Raw genomic sequence first — 22,505 nt, 5'->3', positions numbered from 1 at the left:
ATTAAAGTAAAGGTGCCAAAAGGCGACAGAAAGATTCTTTCAGTTTGTTTATTTTAGGTCGTTGTAACCATCTTTCATAATCAACCGCTTCACTATCTTTTAAATCTTCCATAAATTGATTTTTTAAGATAATGGTCTGATCTTCATGATAAATCAAAGCATTGATTTCAAAATTGATATTGAAGCTCCTATAGTCCATATTGGCTGTCCCTACACTGCAAAAAATATCGTCAACCACAATGGTTTTAGCATGAATGATTCCTTTACAGTACCTGTAAATCTCAACGCCTGATTCCAAAAGCGGCTCCAGATAAGAATTGGAGGCATATTTGGCAGTCCAAGAATCGGAATTTTTGGGAATTAACAGCTTTACCTTCACTCCACTTTTAGAGGCAATTTGAATAGCTTTAATTATTTCATCATTGGGAATGAAATAAGGCGTCGTGATGTAAACATATTTACTTGCAGAAACAATTGCCATGAATATGACTTCCATAATATTAGCCCAATCTGTATCGGGGCCGCTTCCAGCAATTTGTACGGGGACATCATCATAATCTTCCAAAATTTCAGGAAAATACCGATCGGCTAACTTCACCTTTTCTGAAGAAACAAAATTCCAAGTCATAAAAAACTGAATTTGTAATGGCTTAACAGCCTCTCCTTCAATCCTCAAGTGACTATCTCTCCAAAATGGGGTTGGTTTATTCTCGGGATTTAAATATTCCTTTGAGATATTGATTCCTCCCAAATACCCTATTTTCCCATCAATAATTATAATCTTTCTATGGTTTCTATAGTTCATTTTCCCAGTAAAGGATGGAAAAAAAACAGGCATAAAATAATTGACTTGAACCCCAGACTCCTTGAATCTCCTTTTTGTATTTCTGCTAAACTTACTTCCAACATCATCAACACTTACCCTAACCTCAATACCCTGTTTTGCCTTTTCACATAATATATCAATGACAGGATTTCCAGCTTCATCATCATGAAAGATATAATACTCTAAATGGATGTGATCTTTTGCTTCTTTTAAATCGTTTAAAACAGATTCAAACTTTGCCTCACCGTTAATTAATAATTGAACCTTATTCTCCAAGGTTAGAGGAGAATGTTCATTTTTGTACATCAACTTCACCAACCGAACCTTATCCTCCAAGATTGCCTTCAACTCGCGCTTTTCACGATTATTTAATTTTAATTCATCCTGAATTCTTCTAACTATACTCTGATTGAGGACATTCTTTCGGTTAAAAATTTTACTTTTCCGGTATTCTTGACCAAAGAAATAATACACCAATAATCCAAAAAAGGGAAAAAAAACCAAAACCAAAACATAAGATAATGTTTTGGTTGGATTAATATTTTTAAGAATAATAAAAAACGCTGCAGAAATAGCTAATATATAGTTTATTAGTATTAAAATGCGCCAGGGATTCTCCTTAAAATATTCTATCATATATGGGAATTAGTTCACATAAGATCCTGTTTTCGGAATCTCAATGAAATACTGTTTATTCGACTTATTATTAAGGTGCTTTTCCCTTAACCAAGGATTGTGGATTTTAAGTATTTTATAATTGATACCATAATCGTCTGCAAATTTGGTAAAATCGGTTACGGCAGTATCTACCTCCACCTTGTAAGTAGGTATAGGTTTATACAAGTCTTTCTCCCTAAAATTAAAGCCATACTTATCTGGATGGTTTAAGATTTCTTTTAAAGCAACGATTCTAAAAACATACCTTCCTGTTTCCTCTCCTAGTAATAAATCATAGTAATCTTTTACATTTTGTCTTTCCAACTCCTTCTTTATACCAAATTCGCCAGCATTGTATGCCGCAGCAGCCAAAGTCCAACTTCCTAATCTTTCTTTAGAATTTTTGAGGTATTGACAAGCTGCCTCTGTTGCTAACTCGAGGTTATAACGCTCATCTACATTATCATTTATCTCAAGCCCTAACTCTCTACCTGTATCCTTCATAATTTGCCAAAATCCTCGCGCACCCGCAGGAGAAACAGCATTGGTCAATCCACTTTCAATAACAGCTAGATATTTAAAATCTTCTGGAATTCCGTGTTTTTTCAAAATAGGTTCGATCACGGGGAAATATTTTCTAGCCCTTTTAAACATCAGTAAGCCATTGGATTGCCAATAGGTATTGACTAAAAGTTCACGATCCATCCTTTCATAGATATCTGGATTCTCTAAGGGCATCGCTTCTTTGGCGAAATCCAAATCATCAGGAATTTGAAGCGCATACACATTATAATCATTCACCAATTTCTTCTCAAAATTCTCATCGGTAGGGGCATCTTGCATTGCGTAAACAAATAAGCTCACTACTGCGAATAAGCCAACAAAAGCTAACAAATTCTTAATCCATTTCATGCTAATTCAGTTTTTTATAAAAGTATAAAAAAAGTATAATGTTTTGAGGGACTTTAACTTAAAATAAGATTTGGTAAATGTTCATTAAACCATTTAAACCTGTTGACAACCATGATGTGCGTACCTCCCTTTACACATTCGCAATCCTTAATATATCGTTTAGGAAATACCAAATCCTTATCACCATGAATGTGAATGGTATTGGGCAGTGGTTTATTTTGATCCCAACATACCACTTGTTTAATAGCCCATTTTAAATAAGACGGATCATTTATATATAGAAATTTCCTATATAAATCAATACGTTCGGTAGCAGTTTTACCAAAGGCAAATTTGGCCAACTTATCCACATTTGCTTGAAATTCTTTGGGAATTAAACAATACGCCTTAAGTGCTCTCATGGCTCTCATACGTCTTGGCAATTCATATTTAGTCTTGACACTTGAAACGACAATAATCTTTCTGGTCTTTATGATTTTTGACATTTCCTGAACCATAATCCCACCAAAGGAAACACCCACCAGAACAATATTATCATGTTCAATATTTTCACACAATCTCTTGGCATAACTTTGAATGGATTCATTTTTTAATGGAATGATCCATTCTAAAAAGTGCATTTCAAATTGGTCTTTAGGGAGTTCTATTTTTTCGAAAATAGTAGATTTCGCAGCCATTCCGGGCATAAAATAAACATGAATTAGCTCTTGATCCATAAGGCTTTAACCACTTACACTTTTCTTATTAACAATATTTTTTCGTACCTTTGCGTTACAAAACTATTGAAAATAGTGTTCACTTCTTACAAATTCCATTGAATAAAACTTAATGATTATGATTGATGCAGCAGAACTAATTGATAATGACTTTTTGCGCCAATATGAGCTAAAAGTCGATAATAGCTTAGCGAAAATTGAATATTCTCTACAGGAAAGGAAAATCTTTTTAACGAAATTGATAATTCCAAGTGATATAGAATCTGATGAGTTTCAGAATGACTTTATTAAAGTAGTATTACAAGATATAGAAGAAAGAAACTTAAGTGTGGTTCCAACGAGCCCAGAGATAGCCAAATTTATAAGAAGAAATAGACAGTACAAAAGCATGCTACCCGTTGGTGTGCGAATATAACGCTGTCAATAGAAAATGAAAAGGCCAAGAATTAATCTTGGCCTTTTTTATATACAAAACTCATATTTATTCCTCTTTGGAAAATTTCAATGTTAAATCCATCGTCAAAACAGTTTCAAAAGTAACATTATCCAAAACTTCAAAGCCTTCTGGAATCTCTACCAATAAATCATTGCCTTCAAAATAACCATTAAAAATACCATCAGGTGTATTCAATATTATTTCATCTCCATTTTTACTATATGTAATTTCCACAGCAGGTCTATCTGAAGAGGTAGAGCATGACATAGCATAATCAAGACTTTCGTGATCTTGATAAAAAGTAACATCCGATGAAATAAAAACCGAAGCGTTTTCAGAATCTGAAAAATATATCCTTGAACCATTTAAACAGCCTGGAACAAAGCTGCTTGTCGCCTCTCCATCATTGTTTAAATCTATAGACTCCTTTAAACTCCATTCTGTTAATTTCCAGACATAGTTAACCTTCTCTTCTTCCGAAGATTGATCCTCTGAACAATTAAAAACCAGGAATGTGCTTAAAAAAAGTACAATAAAGTGTTTCATTGGGGCGAAATTTCCGCCAAAGTAGTGTAATTAAACTCTTTCAATTTTAAAATTAGATAAACGGATAATTTCTTAGATTATCTGTGAAATTACGTTCTTAAGACACCGCAACTTTCACAAAATCAAACCTTACCAATCCGTCTTCATCAATTTCGGTAAGTGACACCGGATGTAATGTATTGACTAATTCTGGGTTCCAGGGCGCCTTTACCTTAACGTAATTTTCAGTAAAGCCATGTATATAACCTTCTTTGTTCTCGCCTTCAAACAAAACTGTCCGCTGCGTTCCCAATTGACTTTCATAAAATGCTCTCCTCTTTTTAACGGAAAGACCCCGAAGCATTTTACTTCGTTTATTTCTGGCCTTTTTGGGCACCACACCCACCATTTCTGCGGCCTCTGTATTATCCCGCTCCGAATAGGTAAAAACATGTAAATAAGAGATATCCAATTCGTTTAGGAAATGGTAGGTTTCTAAAAAGTGTTCATCCGTTTCCCCAGGGAACCCAACTATAACATCCACCCCAATACATGCGTGTGGCATTACTTCTCTTACTTTAGCTACTCTATCTACATAAAGTTCACGCAAATACCTGCGCTTCATTTTTTTCAATATATCGTTGCTACCACTTTGCAAAGGAATGTGAAAATGAGGCACAAAGGCTCTTGATCGAGAAACAAGGTCAATGGTTTCATTTTTTAAAAGATTTGGTTCAATGGAAGATATACGCAATCTTTCTATTCCCTCAACCTGATCCAGTTGGGTTACTAAATCTAGAAATGTATGCTCATGACGTTTATTTCCAAATTCGCCTTTTCCATAATCTCCAATGTTCACACCAGTCAAGACAATTTCTTTAATCCCTTTTTCAGAAATCTCTTTAGCATTTTTCAATACATTGTCCATGGTGTCACTTCTAGAAATCCCTCTGGCCAATGGAATGGTGCAATAGGTGCATTTGTAATCACATCCGTCTTGAACCTTTAAAAAAGCTCTTGTTCTATCTCCTATGGAATAACTGCCTACATAAAAATCGGCTTCCTCAATTTCACAAGAATGAACTTCACCCATATCATTTTTGGAAAGGTCATTCAAATAGTCCGTAATTTTAAATTTCTCGGTAGCCCCCAAAACCAAATCAACCCCATCCACATCTGCTAATTCCTGCGGTTTTAATTGAGCATAACAACCTACTGCAGCAACAAAAGCATCGGGATTTGCCTTTTGCGCTTGTTTCACGATCGTTTTGAATCGTTTATCTGCATTCTCGGTAACAGAGCAGGTATTAATAACATATATATCTGCTTTCTCAGAAAAATCTACACGCTCAAACCCTTCATTAGTAAAGTTTCTGGCGATAGTAGAGGTTTCTGAAAAATTCAGCTTACAACCCAATGTATAAAATGCGACTTTCTTTTGCTCCATTTCCCTTTTGTTATGGGGTCAATAAAATTTATCTTTACATTTTTGATGGCTGCAAATTTACAACTAAAATAAAGAATGGTAAAACCCCTTTCAATAAACTTAACAAACTTAGTTTTCTATCTATCAGTCGGTTGCGTTTGGTTATTCATTCTTTCCTGTGAAAGCAAAGAAAACACATACCAGGATTCTGATGTTTTTAGATATAATGAACATAAAAATATCAGCTCCCTAGATCCTGCATTCTCGAAAGATTTGGCTGATATATGGGCCACGAACCAACTCTTTAATGGTCTGGTACAAATGAATGACAGTTTACAAGTGCTACCCTGTATAGCCAAAAATTGGATCGTTACCGATAGTGGAAAAAGTTACCAATTTCATTTAAGAAAAGACGTTTATTTCCACAAAAGCGATTTGTTTGGTACAGATTCTACAAGGCTAGTACAGGCTCAAGATTTTGTTTATAGTTTCAATAGGCTTTTAGACAAGCAACTAGCCTCTCCTGGCAGTTGGGTCTTGAATAAGGTAGATTATTTTGAAGCTTTAAATGATTCTACCTTACATATTAAACTGAACCAACCGTTTCCTGCATTTCTTGGCTTGTTAACCATGAAATATTGTAGTGTCGTCCCCAGAGAAATCGTAGAACATTATGGTTCTGAATTTAGATCTCATCCAATTGGAACAGGTCCATTTAAATTTAAGAGATGGGAAGAGAATATAAAATTAGTCTTTAGGAAAAACCCTCATTACTTTGAAAAAGATTCAAGAGGCAGGTCACTTCCATATTTAGAAGCTGTTGCGATTACCTTCTTACCCGATAAACAAAGTGAATTTTTGCAATTTGCTCAAGGTAACCTAGATTATATTTCTGGTTTAGACGCATCTTACAAGGATGAGATTTTAACGACTGAAGGAAAACTAAGAAGGTCGTATCAAGATAGGGTAAGCATGATTAAAGGCCCCTATTTAAATACAGAATATCTCGCTTTCTACATGGATTCAGACATTCCTGAAATTCAATCAGAATTGTTGCGAAAAGCCATTAATTATGGGTTTGACAGAGAAAAAATGATCACTTATCTTAGAAATGGAATAGGAATTCCAGCAGATGGAGGTTTTATCCCCAGAGGTCTACCCGGTTACAATAACCAAATTGGTTTTGAATACAATCCCAAAAAGGCTAAAGACTTGATTGATCAATTTAAATTACAGTCTGGAATTTCAAATCCGTCTATTACCTTAACCACCACAAGTAATTACTTAAGTTTCTGTGAGTATATCCAAAGAGAGGTGCAAAAGGCAGGATTAAATATAGTTATTGATGTAGTTCCTCCTTCTACCCTCAAGGATTCAAAAGCCAATGGTAAATTGGACTTTTTTAGAGCAAGTTGGGTCGCCGATTATCCTGATGCTGAAAATTATCTATCTCTATTTTACAGCCCTAACTTTGCCCCGAATGGCCCCAACTATGCACATTATTCAAATACGGAATTTGATAACCTATTTGAAGCAGCATATTTAGAGTCCGACCCTTTGAAAAGACAACAACTATATTCTGAAATGGATCAAATCGTTATGGAACATATTCCTGTTGTTGTCCTCTTCTATGACGAAGTAGTTCGCTTTTCAAGAAAGGGAATTCATGGCTTAGGAATAAACCCCATTAATCTATTAACCTTAAAGTCCGTTAAAAAGGATGTTAATCCTTAGTAAAATAGTAGATGTCATCTTCTCCCTGTCCGCCATACCTAGTAGATGAGAAATATCCAGATTTTTCATCATCCAAAAGCATAAACCCAAAATCATCTTCCGCACTGTTAATGGGCTTAGGCATTAATTTGGGCTTTGAAAAAGTGCCATCCTCTAAAATTTGGCAATAATATACATCTAAACCTTTGTATCCTCCAGCTCTATCTGAGGAAAAGTATAGAATGTTGTCTTTGCTAACAAAGGGAAACATATCCTTTCTATTGGAATTGATTTCCCTGCCAATATTTTCTATTTCAGAATATTCATTTCCTCCGAGGATTCTCACACGGAACACATCTGTCGGACCACGTGCCTCAGGAATGTTTGCAGTGAAGTACAAATAAGACCCATCGGGACTTACAGCCGGATGACCATAGGAATACCCGTCATCACAAAAAGGCAAGGTTTTAAAATTAACCCAACCGCGACCAGGCACATACTCTCCACGCTCTAATCGCAAATTTCTAATTTTATTATTTTTTTTATAATCATCCCCTTTATTGACATAATTGGTAGTGATATAAATATATTTCTTATCAGGACTAAAAGAAGCGCTTGAGCAATTAAACTCATAGATTTCAGAAGACTTAAAAGGTTCTACATTGGATATTTCTCCTTCTGCATCCATATCTCCAGAAAAAAGTGAAAACACCGGTATCTTCTCCTTGGTTAGCCGTATTTTGTTTTTATCATCTAAAAGAAAAGAAGTAAAAAAGACTTTGCCATCTTTAAAATAACTTACTCCATAATGGCTTTTTTCATCATTGAGTTTAATATTTTTAATATGATAAGTTTCCTTTTGTGCATAAGAAAAAACAAATAGAAACAGTGTTAAAAAAGAAATGTATTTTTTCATAGGTTAAGTGTTTTCAAAAAGCATACCATGTTAAGTAAATGGATCGATTAAACTTCTGGAATTTTTTAAAAATAGCTTTTAGGGATTTCTATTATTGTAATTCATCTACAAAATAGAAACTTTCATCGTTCAAAATAAGAATTTTAACATTTATGTTAACACTTAATCCCTGCGATACTTTTTAGATTCTTCAAAAACATGAGTAAGAATATCGGCATCTTGATCAGTAAACTCAACATCCCTCCTTGCCATAACCACTTTGGCCACTTCAAAGGCTTTTGATGTCATATAGGAAGTAAATCCATTACTTCCTCCCCATGAAAAACTAGGAACAAAATTCCTTGGAAAACCACTACCGAATATATTGGAGCTCACACCCACAACGGTTCCGGTATTAAACATGGTATTAATACCACATTTGCTATGATCCCCCATCATTAAACCACAAAATTGAAGTCCTGTTTTGGCAAATCTTTCAGTTTCATAATCCCATAACCTAACTTCTGCATAATTGTTTTTAAGATTGGAATTATTAGTGTCAGCACCCAAATTACACCATTCTCCTAGTACTGAATTACCCAAAAATCCATCATGCCCCTTATTTGAATATCCAAATAAAACAGAATTATTCACCTCTCCGCCTACTTTACTGAAAGGCCCAACCGTGGTTGGACCATAAATCTTAGCGCCCAATTTAACAGTAGATCCAGTACATAATGCGAAAGGACCTCTTATAATGCTGCCTTCCATGATTTCTGCATCTCTTCCTATATAAATAGGCCCAGATGAGGCATTTAAAGTCACGAATTCCAATTTGGCTCCCTCTTCTATAAAAATATTCTCTGCTGCAATAGTATTTACCGTAGAAGGAATAGGTTGCGACCTTCTATTCTTAGTCAAAATTTCAAAATCATTAACTATGGCTAAACCATTTTTTGAAAAGATATCCCAAGTATTATCAATCTTTACAACATTCTCCTGATATTCAAAAGCTTCGTAGGTGTCAAAATCAATTTCTTCTTGTGATTCTTTGGCGAAAAAAGCAATCACATCTTCATCATTAAAAATCGCTTGGTTTTCTTCAAGATTCTTGATCATTTCAACCAATTCCTGAGTTGGAAGAAATGACGCATTAATCATAACGTTATTTTCCATTTCTACCATTGGGAATTTTTCTGAAAGGTAGTCCTCGGTAACCGTGGTAGTAGTACATTCTAAATAAGACTCCCATTTTTCCCTAATGGTCATTATCCCTACGCGGATATCCGCCACGGGCCTAGTATAAGTAAAAGGTAATAATTTATTGCGTGACGGCCCGTCAAAAAGGATGTAGTTCATGGCTAAGTACTTTCTGTAAAAATAAAAAAAGCCTTTCACAAATGGAAAGGCTTTTAAGATAATATTGTATGACTAAATTACTTCTTGAATTTAGCGTATTTGTTTTTAAATTTATCGATACGTCCTGCAGTATCTACCAATTTAGATTTACCAGTGTAGTAAGGATGAGATGTTCTAGAAATCTCCATTTTAACTAAAGGATATTCAACACCATCAACTTCAATAGTCTCATTTGTTCTAGCCGTAGATTTCGTAAGGAAAACGTCCTCATTAGACATGTCTTTAAAAGCTACTACTCTATAATTTTCTGGATGTATATCTTTTTTCATCGCTAACTGCTTTTGTTTCTATTCAAAAATTCGAGGTGCAAATTTAAGTATTTTTATATTATCTGCAATAATTTTTACAAATTTTATTTTTAAATTTTTCTGTAACGTTTTGCTATCTTTGTTTACTAACTAGCGTTAATCAACTAAATCCCTAATAAAATGGAAAAATCACTTAAATCTATTTCAATAAATAATGGCCTTGTTTTAGGGCTTATTTTGTCTGTAATAACCGTATTAATTTACGCTGTAAATTTAGATCTTTTTACAGAATGGTGGCTAGGTATTCTTCTCTTTTTATTAGCGGTAGGCTATAGTACTTTCTCTGCTATTCAAGTCAAAAGAAAGTCTGGTGGCTATCTAACTTTTAAGGAAGCATTTAGCTCCTATTTTATAACCATAGCTATTGGAACAGCCATTTCCTCAATTGTGGGCATCGTCATTTTCACCTTTGTTGATCCAGATGCGGCCAAATATTTAAATGAGCAAATATTACTACTCACCAAACAAACCATGGAACGATTTGGAGCTCCACAAGATGTCATTCAAGAAGCCTTGGTAGAAGCTGAGAAAAAGGACAATTTCTCCTTGGTTGCACAATTACAAGCCTATGTATGGAGAATTTTATTCTATGGTGTTATAGGGGTCATAGTGGCCTTAATCGTCAAAAAAAACAATCCTAACGAAGAATAATTTTCTATTTTTGAATCGGATTCCAAAATCAAGGAAATTTAATGAACATATCGGTAGTCATACCTCTTTTAAATGAAGAAGAATCTTTAATTGAATTATATGATTGGATTGCAGGCGTTATGCAATCCAATCGCTTTTCATACGAAATCCTTTTTATTGATGACGGCAGTACTGATAGATCGTGGGACATAATCAATCAGCTTTCTAACAATAATCCACAGGTTAAAGGCATTCAATTCCTTAAGAATTTTGGAAAATCGCAAGCTTTACATGCCGGTTTTGAATTAGCACAAGGCGATGTCATCATTACCATGGATGCTGATTTACAAGACAATCCAGAAGAAATCCCTGAGTTGTATGATATGGTTCAAAACCAACATTATGATATGGTTTCGGGATGGAAGAAAAAAAGATATGATTCCGTCATTTCAAAAAACCTTCCTTCCAAGCTTTTCAATTGGGCAGCCAGAAAAACATCAGGAGTAAAATTACACGATTTTAACTGCGGACTGAAAGCTTACAAGAAAACGGTTGTAAAAAATATTGATGTCAGTGGTGAAATGCACCGCTACATTCCCGTTTTAGCAAAGACGGCGGGCTTTTCAAACATCGGCGAAAAGATAGTACAGCATCAAGCTAGAAAATATGGTCAGACCAAATTTGGTATGGATCGATTTATAAATGGTTTTTTAGATTTAATCACTATTTGGTTTTTATCTCGATTTGGTAGACGTCCCATGCATCTTTTTGGTGCTTTAGGGGTGTTGATGTTTGCTATAGGATTTGGGTTTTCATTGTATTTAGGAATTGATAAATTATTTCTTCATCCGCAGGGAAGACTCATCACCCAAAGACCTCAATTCTATTTGGCACTGGCCACAATGGTCATTGGGACTCAGTTTTTTGTTGCCGGGTTTTTAGGAGAACTCATTTTAAGAAACCGACCAGATAAAAAACGCTACCTCATTAAGGAAAAATTAAATGTACTTTAGGTTTTATATCCTATAACTCCATAAGCCAAGGTAATTTCTTATTTTTACAAAAATAAATTGAATCAATCATGACACACTTTGAACCTGAATTACTTGACAGAATAAACACATGGTTAACCCCATCATTTGACAAGGAAACCCAAAAAGAAATCAAAGATTTAATGGCTTCAAATCCTAAGGAGCTGGAAGAAAGTTTCTATAAAGATTTGGAATTTGGTACAGGTGGCATGCGAGGTGTCATGGGATTAGGAACTAACAGAATCAACAAATATACCTTGGGTAAAAACACACAAGGTTTAAGTAATTATCTACATAAATCATTCCCTCAAGGAGGAATCAAAGTAGCTATTGCTTATGATTGCAGACATAATAGCAAAACTTTAGCCAAGGTAGTAGCTGACGTGTTTTCTGCTAATGGAATCAAGGTTTTTTTATTTGAAGATTTAAGACCAACTCCCGAACTTTCATTTGCAGTTAAATATTTAGACTGTCAATGCGGTATCGTACTTACAGCTTCCCACAACCCACCAGAATATAATGGTTACAAGGTTTACTGGCAGGACGGCGGACAATTAGTCCCTCCCCAAGATGGTGAAATTATAGAAGAAATCAACGCTTTGGATTATTCGGAAATTAGGTTTGGATCTAATTCTGATTTAATACAATATATAGGAAAAGGTGTGGACGATGCCTTTATCAAAGCATCTGTTGAAAATGCCAATTTCACAACAGAAAAGGCTAAAGACAATTTAACCATTGTTTTCACTTCCTTGCATGGGACATCCATCACAACCATTCCTGAAACCTTAAAACAAGCCGGATATAAAAATGTTCATATTGTGGAGGAACAGAAAGTCCCTGATGGCGACTTTCCAACGGTAGCATCGCCAAACCCCGAGGAGCCTGCTGCCTTAAAAATGGCTTTGGAATTGGCCCAAAAAGTCAATGCTGACATAGTTATTGGTACAGATCCAGACAGTGACCGCTTAGGAGTTGCCGTGAGAAATTTAAATAATGAATTGGTTTTGCTTAATGGTAACCAGACTATGGTTGTCATGACAGACTTTTTATTAAACCAATGGAAAGAACAAGACAAGTTGTCTGGCAAAGAATTTATTGGCTCTACTATTGTTTCAACTCCTATGATGCAAGAGCTCGCAGATGCATATGGTGTTGAGCTAAAAGTAGGATTGACTGGCTTTAAATGGATTGCCAAAATGATAAAAGATTTCCCTAACCAAAGTTTTGTAGGAGGCGGTGAAGAAAGTTTCGGATTTATGGTTGGTGATTTTGTTAGAGATAAAGATGCTGTGACTTCAACGCTACTTGCCTGTGAAATAGCTACTCAAGCTAAGGCTGAGGGTGGTTCATTCTATGAAAAATTACTTTCCCTTTATGTCGATCATGGATTTTATAAAGAACGCTTGATTTCCATGACCAAAAAGGGAATTGAAGGCGCCCAGGAAATCAAACAAATGATGATAGATGCTCGAGAAAACCCACTTAAAGAAGTTAATGACAGCCCTGTTACTAAAGTGGAGGACTACCAGCTATCGGTTTCCAAAGACATGGCTACGGGAAAAGAAACATCTATTGATATTCCAAAATCCAATGTATTGATTTATTATACTGAAGATGGAAGTAAAATCGCATTAAGACCAAGTGGGACAGAACCAAAGATCAAATTTTATATTAGTGTCAACGGAAAACTGGACAAAGTGTCAAATTTTGATAAAGCGGAACAAAAATTGGAAGCGAAAATCGACGCTATTCTAAAAGATATGAACCTGAATTAAGTGAATGGATTACCTTAAGAAAATACTCCGGTTTGCGATACCTTACAAAAAATACGCATTTTTAAACATCATATGTAATATTTTTTACGCTTTATTCAGCGGATTGTCCTTTGTGGCCTTAATCCCCATGCTGGATATTCTTTTCAATCCCGAGGTAACTAAACAGGAACATGTCAAACCTGTATATACAGGCATAGGGAATATTAAAGATTATTTCACGGATTACATGAACTACAAAATAAGTGATTTGGTTGGCTCAGACAATTCCAAAGCACTTTTAATAGTTATAATCCTTGTTATTTCCTTATTCCTTTTAAAAAATTTATTTAATTATCTCGGACTTTATTTTGTAACATATCTTAGAAACGGTGTTTTGAAAGACATACGAAATGAAATGTATGAAAAAACCATGGCTCTCCCCATTTCCTTCTTTTCAGATCGAAGAAAAGGAGATATCATGGCGAGAATCACAAATGATGTGGGAGAGGTACAAAATTCTCTTTTAGCTGTTCTTGAGCTCATCATAAAAGAACCTATGACCATTGTTTTTACGATAGGATTCATGATGATGCTAAGTCTCAAGCTTTCTCTATTTGTATTCATTTTCATTCCTATATCTGGAATTATTATTTCGGCCATTGGAAAGCAATTGAAAAAACACTCCAATTTGGTTCAAAAAGAACAAGGTGTATTTTTATCTATAATCGATGAAACTTTGGGAGGCCTCAAAGTGATTAAAGGATTCAATGGAGAAAGTAATTTCTTTAAAAAATTCACAGATTCCACATACCGCTATTTTAAATATAACAACAGGTTAGCACATAGACAAAATTTAGCTTCACCTACTAGTGAGTTTTTAGGTATCGTTACAATTGCTACGCTACTTTGGTATGGGGGAAATATGGTATTCAACAAAACTTTGGATGGCTCAACATTTATTGCCTTTATGGGTCTTGCCTACAACATACTTACACCCGCTAAAGCCATTAGTAAGGCAAGTTATGGAGTAAAAAGAGGGAATGCCGCGGCCGAAAGGGTTTTGGAAATTTTGGAAACAAAAAACCCAATGGAGGATAGCCCTAATGCTACCATTAAGAAAGAATTCACAGACAATATATCCTTAAACAACATCACTTTTAAATATGAGAAGGAAGCGGTTCTCAAAAATTTTAATTTAACCGTACAAAAAGGGAAAAGTGTTGCTTTGGTTGGTCAATCTGGAAGTGGGAAAAGCACCATTGCCAATTTAGTAACCAGATTTTATGATGTTCAGGAAGGTAATATTTCAATTGATAACCAAAACATTAAAGATATCACTAAACATTCTTTGAGAGGTTTAATGGGGCTTGTCACACAGGATTCGATTTTATTCAATGACTCTGTAAAAAACAATATACTTTTAGGCAAGGAAGATGCTACCGATGAAGAAGTCATTGAAGCTTTAAAGATTGCCAATGCCTGGGAATTTGTTAAAGACCTTCCTCTGGGACTCGATACCAATATTGGGGATTCTGGAGCTAAATTATCTGGTGGTCAAAGACAGCGATTAAGTATTGCTCGCGCCGTACTTAAAAATCCTCCGATAATGATTTTGGACGAAGCTACTTCTGCGTTAGACACAGAAAGCGAAAGATTGGTGCAAGATGCTCTAGAGAAAATGATGCTTAATAGAACTTCTATTGTCATAGCCCATAGGCTTTCAACTATTCAAAATGCTGATACTATTGTAGTCATGGAAAAAGGTCAAATTGTAGAACAAGGGAATCACTCCGAATTGATGCTTAAAAATGGTGTTTACAAGAAATTAGTGGACATGCAAAGCTTTGATTAATAGAAAATTTATAATGATATAAAAAAAGGATCAGTTAATTCTGATCCTTTTTTTTATATGGTAACAGTTAGACTTGGGGCTGCCTAACGGTCATTTAAGTAGGTTGGTGAAACAAACATAAGGCAATATTTCGTTATAACCAAGAAAAATTTACATTTAATCGATTTTTTTTGCGTTTTATCGGTTTTTACTCGTGCAAACACCTGTTTAACAACCTATTGACTTTTAATAAATATTTAGCATTAGTTCATTAAACTTTTGATACATTCCATGGTCTTATTAAAAAGAATTTTTTGGAGACCGAAGAGATCAAATTAGTTAAGTCATTGCAATCCCAAAATGATGCTGCCTTTAAGGAATTAGTTACCCTTTACAAGGAGCGTCTCTACTGGCATATTAGACATATCGTAAAATCACATGACGATGCTGATGATGTCCTTCAAAACACCTTTATCAAAGTATTTCAAAATATTAAAAACTTTAAAGGAGATAGTAAGCTTTATTCATGGATGTACCGTATTGCGACAAATGAATCGATTACATTTATCAATCAAAAAGCAAAAAAACTTCAAATGAGCAATGAAGAAGTAACTGCTCTGGCCATCCAAAATATGAAGTCGGATGTGTATTTTGAAGGAGATGCCATTCAACTGCAATTGCAGGAAGCCATAGCCAAATTACCAGAAAAACAACAATTGGTTTTTAACATGAAATATTTTCAGGATATTAAGTACAAGGATATGGCCGAAATTTTAGATACTAGTGAGGGCGCATTAAAAGCCTCTTACCATATAGCCGTTAAAAAAATAGAAGAATATTTAACTCAAGATTAAACCTTTAAAAAGATTTGAAGTCAAAAATAAGGTATGGAATTAAATAAATTACATAAAACTCAAAATGGTCCTTTTAAAGTTCCTCAAAATTATTTTGAAGAACTTGAAGAGCAAGTCATGGACTTGGCCAAACTGAAATCAAAGATTTCAGATTCTGGTTTTCAAATCCCTGAAAATTACTTGGAACATTTTGAAGTTCAAGTCCCTACCCATAAAAACAAACAAGCCCCTAAAGTTATTTCGCTTCTCAATAGAAAAGTTATTATTAGTACCATCAGTATTGCTGCCAGTGTATTGATTTTAATGAACCTTTCCATTTTTCAAAAAAATGCTGTTACTTTCGGGGATATTGATACCCTAACCTTGGAAACCTATCTCTTAAATCAAGAAGATAAATTACAGTGGGAAACAATGGTATCTGATTATGATGAACTTTCATCCTCTATTTTAGAGCAAGTTGTCAATGATGACCAATTGGAGGATTATTTATTAAATGCAACAGATATTGAAGACCTTATTCAAGAAGAACAATAACATGAAACGACTAATAATTTTTATTTTCTTTCTAATGACAGTCGCTTACACTCAAGCGCAAAAAATGGATTGGGAAAAAATTAAAACCCTTAAGGTGGCATTCCTCACCGAGAAGTTGAATTTATCTAAGGCAGAAGCTGAAAAGTTTTGGCCTATTTATAATGACTTTGAAGAAAAGTTCAACACCCTCAGAAAAAAAATGTCTGATTCCCGTAATTTTGAAGGAATAGAGACCCTATCAGAAAGTGAATCTAAAAAACGTCTCAGGGAAATAATTGCCCTAGAAAAAGAGAAACATGACGCTCTTGAAACTTATGTAAACGACCTGCAGAGTGTTTTATCGGCCAATAAAATATTATTACTTAAAAAGGCCGAAGATGAATTTAGACATAAAATGTTCAACGAATTCAAGAAACGTAGACACCAAGGACAAAACTAAAAAAAGCAGCTTTTAAGCTGCTTTTTTTATTCCTTAAAAGTCAGTTTACTTATCCTACCTCTACCAGCAGCATAGGCTATAGAGTCATTTAAAAAACGTATCGTATAAAAGCCTTCATCACTTAAGTGATTCCAACTACTACCACCATCATTGGAGAAATCAATACCCTTAAAACCTATGGCCACTAATTCCTTCCCCTCCCTATTAGGTACATACTGCACACAGCTTCTATAACCTGGGCCTTCATTTGCACCAATCAATTCCCAAGTTTTACCACCATCTTTAGTTCGTATTTTATTGGCTGTATTTTGATCGGGCTGGGTATAATCGCCACCTATGGCCAAACCGTTTAAGGCGTCATAAAAATCCATAGAATAAATGCCTTCCGTTTCCTTTTCCTTGACAATAGGAGTATCATAAACCTCCCAAGTATGTCCTTTATCTGGTGAGTAATAGACACGTCCCATAGTCGTAGCCACCCAAGTTTGGTCTCCCACAATAGCAATGTTTGTGTTACTTGCCGCAAAGGCGCCTTCATTTGCCATTCCGTTCGGTAGAAGATCACACGGTATTTTAGTCCAAGTGTTACCTCCGTCTCTGGTGATAATGATACTTAGACAATCATCGGTGGCATCACCAATAGCGATCCCTTCATTTGTGTTCCAGAACTCCATGGAATCATAAAAGGTTTTTGGATCGTCTTCTTTATAAACCAGCTCCATCTTACCCGCATCTCCCGTTTTAAATAGCAATCCCGGACTTCCCACACTCATAATAAAAACATCAACACCATTATTTGCCATACTTCTGAATTCCAATGATAATGAATCCTGATTTACCTGAGATCTTAATACTTTATCTTTACTGATGTTGTACAAACCATAAGTATTATTGTTCGCTGCAAACGCAACACTATTTACGTCCATAATATCTATGGATCTAATACTCAATGTGGAATCTTCTAAAACAGGCTGTATAATTACTGATGTGAAACTCCTAGGCTGGATTGGTTTCTTTTTTTCTTGACAACCAACAGCAAAAACAAACAGTATACCAATAAACACAATAACTTTCATATTCAAAATTTTGTCTAAAAATAGAAAACTTCCAAGAACCTAAGATACCCCAAAAGACTTAAAAACAACTAAAAATATCGCTTAGGTCGGTTCTCTTCATCAGTATGGATTTTGTTACATGTTGCTTTTTTCGGTCAATTTTGCTGGTTATGATACAAATCACCAAAAAACATCTTCCATACATTATCCATACTCTATCCATACTCTATCCATACCGAAGCCATACCGTAACCCAAGAGAGACCTTATTTTTTATCCCAAAAAGAATTGAGCATCTATTTGTTTTAATCCTCAGCATTTTCTTAATATTTCTAGATACAACTCGATAAGCATTCCATTATATATCAACCAATAAAAACATTACCTTTGCTCCCTAATTTTTTATCATGCGATTACATCGAAATCTTTGCTTTGCCGTTATAGATGGCCTTACCAAAATTTTTAATGAAGGAGAATATGCCGATAAGGTGATACAAGAACTCTTAAAGCGTGACAAACGCTGGGGAAGTCGGGATCGTTCTTTTATTGCAGAAACGACTTATGATATAGTGAGATGGAAACGCTTGTATGCTGAAATAGCCGAAGTTAAAGAGCCTTTTGATCGTGATAACCTTTGGCGCATGTTTGCGGTTTGGGCTACTTTAAGAGGTATCAAGCTTCCAGATTGGAAGTATTTTGAAGGCACACCGAGCCGAAAAATTAAAGGTAAATTTGATGAGCTTTCTAAGATTAGAAAATTTAGGGAATCCATTCCCGATTGGTTGGATGCTCTAGGTGAAAAAGAATTAGGAGAAGCTTCATGGAACAAAGAATTGGCTGCTTTAAACGAACAGGCTGATGTGATTTTAAGAGTCAACACACTTAAAACCAACATCAAAGACCTACAACTTAAACTTCAGACCGAAGGCATAGAAACTGAAACTATTTCCGGCTTTCCTTTAGCATTAAAACTAAAAGAACGAGCCAATGTTTTTGCTACCGAGGCTTTTAAAAATGGTTGGTTTGAAGTACAAGATGCTTCCTCACAACTAGTTGCTGATTTATTGGATGCACAACCAGGCATGCGCGTTGTCGATACTTGTGCAGGAGCTGGAGGTAAAAGTTTACATTTAGCCAGCTTAATGGAGAACAAGGGACAAATCATTTCAATGGATATTTATGGTAACAAATTGGCTGAACTTAAACGTCGAGCCAAACGCAATGGCGCCCATAATATTGAAACCCGAGTCATTGAATCTACCAAAACCATTAAAAAATTATATGATAAGGCAGATCGCGTTTTGATTGATGCACCGTGTTCCGGTTTAGGTGTTTTGAGAAGAAACCCTGATGCCAAGTGGAAATTGGAACCAGAGTTTTTGGATCGTATTAAAAATACCCAACAAGAAATCCTTCAGAATTATTCCAAATTGGTCAAAAAAGGTGGTAAAATGGTTTATGCTACCTGTTCTATCCTTCCATCTGAAAATCAAGTGCAAGTTGACAGATTCTTAACATCGGAATTGGGAAAAGACTTTACCTTTGTTGAAGACCATAAAATTTTATCTCACACCTCTGGTTATGATGGGTTTTACATGGCTTTATTAGAAAGAAAAAAATAATTTGAATGAAACATATTTACCTTTTTACATTTTTACTTATCTCACTTTTTGGTTTCTCCCAAGAACCGGCTGGATATTATGATTCGGCAACAGGAACCGGATTTGAATTGAAATCACAATTAAAGGCCATCATAAATAATACGAATGATGGACTTGATACTGAATATCTTCATAATGCCCAAGACTATAGCGCCATGGATGCCTTTATTGCTGACAATGACCTGGATGTTTATGATAGCTATGAAAATGATAATTCCATTTTAGATGTCTATTCTGAAAACCCTTCTGGAACAGATCCATACAATTTTACTCCTGTTACCAATGAGTGTGGCAATTATTCTTCTGAAGGTGATTGCTACAACAAGGAGCACGTCATCCCCAAATCGGTTTTTGACGACGCAATGCCCATGTATAGCGATGGCCACAATTTATTACCTACGGATGGTCGTGTTAACGGTTTCAGAAGTAACTACCCTTTTGGAGTAGTTGACGACAATCAATTGGTGTCCCAAAGTGGCATATCGAATCCGACCATGAACGGGTCAAAATTGGGAGGAAATCTAAACAGTGGTATTTCTGCTGGATATACTGGAACTGTTTTTGAACCTATTGATGAATTTAAAGGGGATATAGCCCGTATTTATTTCTACTTTGCCACACGATATGAAGATCAAATAGATGCCTGGGGAGCTTTTGATATGTTTGATGGAAGCAACAACAATGTTTTTGCTGAACCGTTTTTAGCCATTTTATTGAATTGGCATAACAACGATCCTGTTTCCCAAAAAGAGATTGATAGAAATAATGCGCTTTTTACCTATCAAAACAACCGAAATCCCTTTATCGATCATCCAGAATTTGTAGCACAAATTTGGAACAACACTACAGATACAGAAGCTCCTTCTGCCCCATCCAATTTGGCCGCAAGCAATCCTACTGACAACAGTGTTGATTTAAACTGGAACGCGTCAACAGACAATGTTGCTGTGACGGTTTACGATATTTACATAGATGGCGTCTATGCCTTTTCAAATGCCACAACAAATGCTACTGCCACTTCTTTGAGCCCAAACACCACCTATTGCTTTACGGTAAAAGCCAAAGATGCTGCTGGTAATGAATCGGTAGGAAGCAATGAAGTTTGTGAAACCACAACCAATAATGGATCTTCTGGAGGCGAAGATTTATTCTTCTCAGAATATATTGAAGGAGGAGGCAATAATAAAGCCCTTGAAATAGCTAATTTCACAGGCGTCACTATCGACGACCTTTCTATGTACACCTTGAAATTAAGCAGTAATGGTAACAGTGGCTGGACGGCAACTTATAGTTTTCCTGCCAATGCCCAAATAAACCAAGGAGATGTTTATGTTATTGCCAACGGAAGCGCAACTATATGCTCTTCAGAATATGATGATTTGAATAACACAATCACCGGGTTTAATGGGAATGATGCTATTGGTTTGTTTAAAAATGATGTGTTGATAGATATCATCGGTACGTTGGGAGACGATTCCACATTTGCACAAAATACCACTTTGGTTAGAAAATCTACAGTAAGTGGTCCTTCAACAACTTTTGACCTGAATGAATGGGATTCTTACGCACAAGATACTTGTGATGATTTAGGAAGTCATACCCAAACTTTGGGAACTACAGAGTTTACTTCAAACACCATCAAAATTTACCCCAATCCTGTTTCTGGCAACACCCTAAATATCGATACCAACAAAACCTTTGATTATAGTATCTATAACATACTAGGAAAACAGGTTTTGAAAGGAATTAGTAAAACAGGAACCATCATGGTACAAAATCTACCTCAAGGTATTTATATTTTAAAACTCAACATTGAAGGGCAAAGTGTTACCAAAAAATTAGTAAAAAAATAAAGCTCTTATATAAATTAAAAAAGGCTATCATTGTTTGATAGCCTTTTTTGTTTAATCGTTTACACTATGAATTCAAATTTTAAATTCTTTATTGAAAACATTCTCCAGAAAGATATAAAACAATTCCTAGCCTTATCTGGCGGTGATATTTCTCAAGCATTTAAAATTGAAACCGATTCTGATAATTATTTTTTAAAAAGCCACCAATCCCCTCAAGCTTTGTACATGTTTCAAGCCGAAAAACTAGGTTTGGAATCAATTCATAAAACCAACACCATAGCCACCCCAAGAATTATTGCTTGCGATCAATTTGAACATCGTTCATTTCTACTCATGGAATTTATTGAAACAAAAGCACCCACTCGTAAAGACATGTCCTCCTTGGGAAAACAATTAGCTGCATTACACCAAACAACATCAAAGACATTTGGATTAAATTCTGATAATTTCATCGGTAGCTTACCTCAATCTAATCAAGAGCATCATAACTGGAAAGACTTTTATCTTCAAGAAAGGTTGTTACCGCAATTACGATTAGCTAAGAATAAAGGGTTATTAACAAATAGTGACTGTCCTCCCGAAAACCAAATAAGTATAACTCTGGAGCCCTTATTAAAAGATGTAACCCCATCCCTACTTCATGGCGACTTATGGAGTGGTAATTTTTTAATTTCAGAAAATGGCACTCCCTACCTTATTGATCCTGCCGTTTATTATGGAGACAAAGAAGTAGATATTGCTATGACCAAATTATTTGGAGGTTTTGGAGAACATTTTTACGAAGCTTACTATGAAAGTGATGCAGCATCCTCAAAATCAGAATTAAAAATAGAGATTTATCAATTGTATTATTTACTGGTTCATTTAAATCTTTTTGGTCGCTCCTATCATGGATCGGTAGTTTCCATTCTCAAAAAATACTTTTGAAAAGCTGTTAATAATCCAATTAAAATTTAAAAAAGGAGCATTATCAATCTAAAATAAAAGCGTATTTTTGCCCTTTTAAAACACACCTATAATCGACATAT

22 protein-coding genes are annotated in these 22,505 nt (G+C 35.1%); 13 read left to right on the top strand and 9 right to left on the bottom strand.

Translation table 11 applies throughout. From position 1 onward, the window contains the following. Position 1: 1 nt before the first annotated feature. Genes cls through LOK78_RS11875 form a run of 3 tightly spaced genes read right to left on the bottom strand, consistent with a single transcriptional unit; the run spans position 2 to position 3,111 of the window. Positions 2–1,462, bottom strand: coding sequence for a cardiolipin synthase (cls, locus tag LOK78_RS11885; RefSeq protein ID WP_166960601.1), 1,461 nt, complete (start codon positions 1,460–1,462; stop codon positions 2–4). Between the two features lie 9 nt (positions 1,463–1,471). Continuing rightward, positions 1,472–2,395, bottom strand: a complete 924-nt coding sequence (locus LOK78_RS11880; protein ID WP_232394834.1) for a lytic transglycosylase domain-containing protein — start codon at positions 2,393–2,395, stop codon at positions 1,472–1,474. Between the two features lie 53 nt (positions 2,396–2,448). Beyond that, the gene (locus LOK78_RS11875) at positions 2,449–3,111 is read right to left on the bottom strand and encodes an alpha/beta hydrolase (protein WP_232394835.1); all 663 of its coding nucleotides are present in this window, start codon (positions 3,109–3,111) and stop codon (positions 2,449–2,451) included. Between the two features lie 118 nt (positions 3,112–3,229). Between LOK78_RS11875 and LOK78_RS11870 the strand changes: the two genes are divergently transcribed. After that, positions 3,230–3,526, top strand: coding sequence for an N-acetyltransferase (locus LOK78_RS11870; protein ID WP_197276725.1), 297 nt, complete (start codon positions 3,230–3,232; stop codon positions 3,524–3,526). A gap of 66 nt (positions 3,527–3,592) precedes the next feature. Here LOK78_RS11870 and LOK78_RS11865 read toward each other — a convergent pair whose 3' ends face one another. Both LOK78_RS11865 and mtaB read right to left on the bottom strand, forming a co-directional pair. Continuing rightward, the gene (locus tag LOK78_RS11865; protein ID WP_232635051.1) at positions 3,593–4,093 is read right to left on the bottom strand and encodes a hypothetical protein; all 501 of its coding nucleotides are present in this window, start codon (positions 4,091–4,093) and stop codon (positions 3,593–3,595) included. A 97-nt stretch (positions 4,094–4,190) separates the two neighbouring features. Further along, positions 4,191–5,519, bottom strand: coding sequence for a tRNA (N(6)-L-threonylcarbamoyladenosine(37)-C(2))-methylthiotransferase MtaB (gene mtaB / locus LOK78_RS11860; protein ID WP_232635050.1), 1,329 nt, complete (start codon positions 5,517–5,519; stop codon positions 4,191–4,193). Between the two features lie 75 nt (positions 5,520–5,594). On the opposite strand from mtaB, the gene LOK78_RS11855 reads away from it, so the two are divergent. Further along, positions 5,595–7,232, top strand: a complete 1,638-nt coding sequence (locus tag LOK78_RS11855) for an ABC transporter substrate-binding protein (RefSeq protein ID WP_232635049.1) — start codon at positions 5,595–5,597, stop codon at positions 7,230–7,232. On the opposite strand, the gene LOK78_RS11850 is transcribed toward LOK78_RS11855, so the two are convergent. The 3 genes from LOK78_RS11850 to LOK78_RS11840 form a co-directional block, all read right to left on the bottom strand. Then, positions 7,222–8,127: a TolB family protein gene (locus LOK78_RS11850; RefSeq protein ID WP_232635048.1), complete on the bottom strand. Its 906-nt coding sequence runs from the start codon at positions 8,125–8,127 to the stop codon at positions 7,222–7,224. The genes LOK78_RS11855 and LOK78_RS11850 overlap by 11 nt on opposite strands. A gap of 162 nt (positions 8,128–8,289) precedes the next feature. Continuing rightward, positions 8,290–9,465, bottom strand: coding sequence for a GlmU family protein (locus tag LOK78_RS11845; RefSeq protein ID WP_232635047.1), 1,176 nt, complete (start codon positions 9,463–9,465; stop codon positions 8,290–8,292). Between the two features lie 77 nt (positions 9,466–9,542). After that, on the bottom strand, positions 9,543–9,794 hold the full coding sequence (locus LOK78_RS11840) for a type B 50S ribosomal protein L31 (RefSeq protein WP_053971786.1): 252 nt from the start codon (positions 9,792–9,794) through the stop codon (positions 9,543–9,545). Between the two features lie 159 nt (positions 9,795–9,953). On the opposite strand from LOK78_RS11840, the gene LOK78_RS11835 reads away from it, so the two are divergent. The 7 genes from LOK78_RS11835 to LOK78_RS11805 all read left to right on the top strand — a co-directional run bounded on the left by LOK78_RS11835 (position 9,954) and on the right by LOK78_RS11805 (position 16,909). Continuing rightward, positions 9,954–10,484 (top strand): DUF4199 domain-containing protein, encoded by a 531-nt coding sequence (locus LOK78_RS11835; protein ID WP_053971785.1) that lies wholly within the window; start codon positions 9,954–9,956, stop codon positions 10,482–10,484. Positions 10,485–10,525: 41 nt separating this feature from the next. After that, positions 10,526–11,476, top strand: coding sequence for a glycosyltransferase family 2 protein (locus LOK78_RS11830; RefSeq protein WP_232394841.1), 951 nt, complete (start codon positions 10,526–10,528; stop codon positions 11,474–11,476). A gap of 68 nt (positions 11,477–11,544) precedes the next feature. Continuing rightward, positions 11,545–13,272: a phospho-sugar mutase gene (locus tag LOK78_RS11825; RefSeq protein ID WP_232635046.1), complete on the top strand. Its 1,728-nt coding sequence runs from the start codon at positions 11,545–11,547 to the stop codon at positions 13,270–13,272. A 4-nt stretch (positions 13,273–13,276) separates the two neighbouring features. Further along, complete coding sequence (locus tag LOK78_RS11820; protein ID WP_232635045.1) at positions 13,277–15,103, top strand: ABC transporter ATP-binding protein; 1,827 nt, start codon at positions 13,277–13,279, stop codon at positions 15,101–15,103. Between the two features lie 293 nt (positions 15,104–15,396). Continuing rightward, the gene (locus tag LOK78_RS11815) at positions 15,397–15,936 is read left to right on the top strand and encodes an RNA polymerase sigma factor (RefSeq protein WP_232394844.1); all 540 of its coding nucleotides are present in this window, start codon (positions 15,397–15,399) and stop codon (positions 15,934–15,936) included. 33 nt (positions 15,937–15,969) lie between these two features. Continuing rightward, positions 15,970–16,470 carry a hypothetical protein gene (locus tag LOK78_RS11810; protein ID WP_232394845.1) on the top strand — a complete coding sequence of 167 codons (501 nt, stop codon included), beginning with the start codon at positions 15,970–15,972 and terminating at the stop codon, positions 16,468–16,470. Position 16,471: 1 nt separating this feature from the next. After that, a complete protein-coding gene (locus LOK78_RS11805; RefSeq protein ID WP_157492123.1) occupies positions 16,472–16,909 on the top strand; it encodes a hypothetical protein in 438 nt (145 codons plus the stop codon). Positions 16,910–16,935: 26 nt separating this feature from the next. On the opposite strand, the gene LOK78_RS11800 is transcribed toward LOK78_RS11805, so the two are convergent. Further along, on the bottom strand, positions 16,936–17,985 hold the full coding sequence (locus LOK78_RS11800; RefSeq protein ID WP_232635044.1) for a WD40/YVTN/BNR-like repeat-containing protein: 1,050 nt from the start codon (positions 17,983–17,985) through the stop codon (positions 16,936–16,938). A gap of 149 nt (positions 17,986–18,134) precedes the next feature. On the opposite strand from LOK78_RS11800, the gene LOK78_RS11795 reads away from it, so the two are divergent. From LOK78_RS11795 to LOK78_RS11780, 4 genes are all read left to right on the top strand, one after another. Further along, positions 18,135–18,272, top strand: coding sequence for a hypothetical protein (locus tag LOK78_RS11795; RefSeq protein WP_232635043.1), 138 nt, complete (start codon positions 18,135–18,137; stop codon positions 18,270–18,272). 98 nt (positions 18,273–18,370) lie between these two features. Next, positions 18,371–19,585, top strand: a complete 1,215-nt coding sequence (locus LOK78_RS11790) for an RsmB/NOP family class I SAM-dependent RNA methyltransferase (protein WP_232635042.1) — start codon at positions 18,371–18,373, stop codon at positions 19,583–19,585. Positions 19,586–19,590: 5 nt separating this feature from the next. Next, positions 19,591–21,477, top strand: coding sequence for an endonuclease (locus LOK78_RS11785; RefSeq protein ID WP_232635041.1), 1,887 nt, complete (start codon positions 19,591–19,593; stop codon positions 21,475–21,477). Between the two features lie 66 nt (positions 21,478–21,543). Beyond that, the gene (locus LOK78_RS11780; protein ID WP_232635040.1) at positions 21,544–22,404 is read left to right on the top strand and encodes a fructosamine kinase family protein; all 861 of its coding nucleotides are present in this window, start codon (positions 21,544–21,546) and stop codon (positions 22,402–22,404) included. Positions 22,405–22,505: the final 101 nt, after the last annotated feature.

This window comes from Mangrovimonas futianensis, from assembly GCF_021245805.1.
Classification (GTDB): Bacteria; Bacteroidota; Bacteroidia; order Flavobacteriales; family Flavobacteriaceae; genus Mangrovimonas; species Mangrovimonas futianensis.
This window is presented reverse-complemented; position numbering and strand designations above follow the sequence as displayed.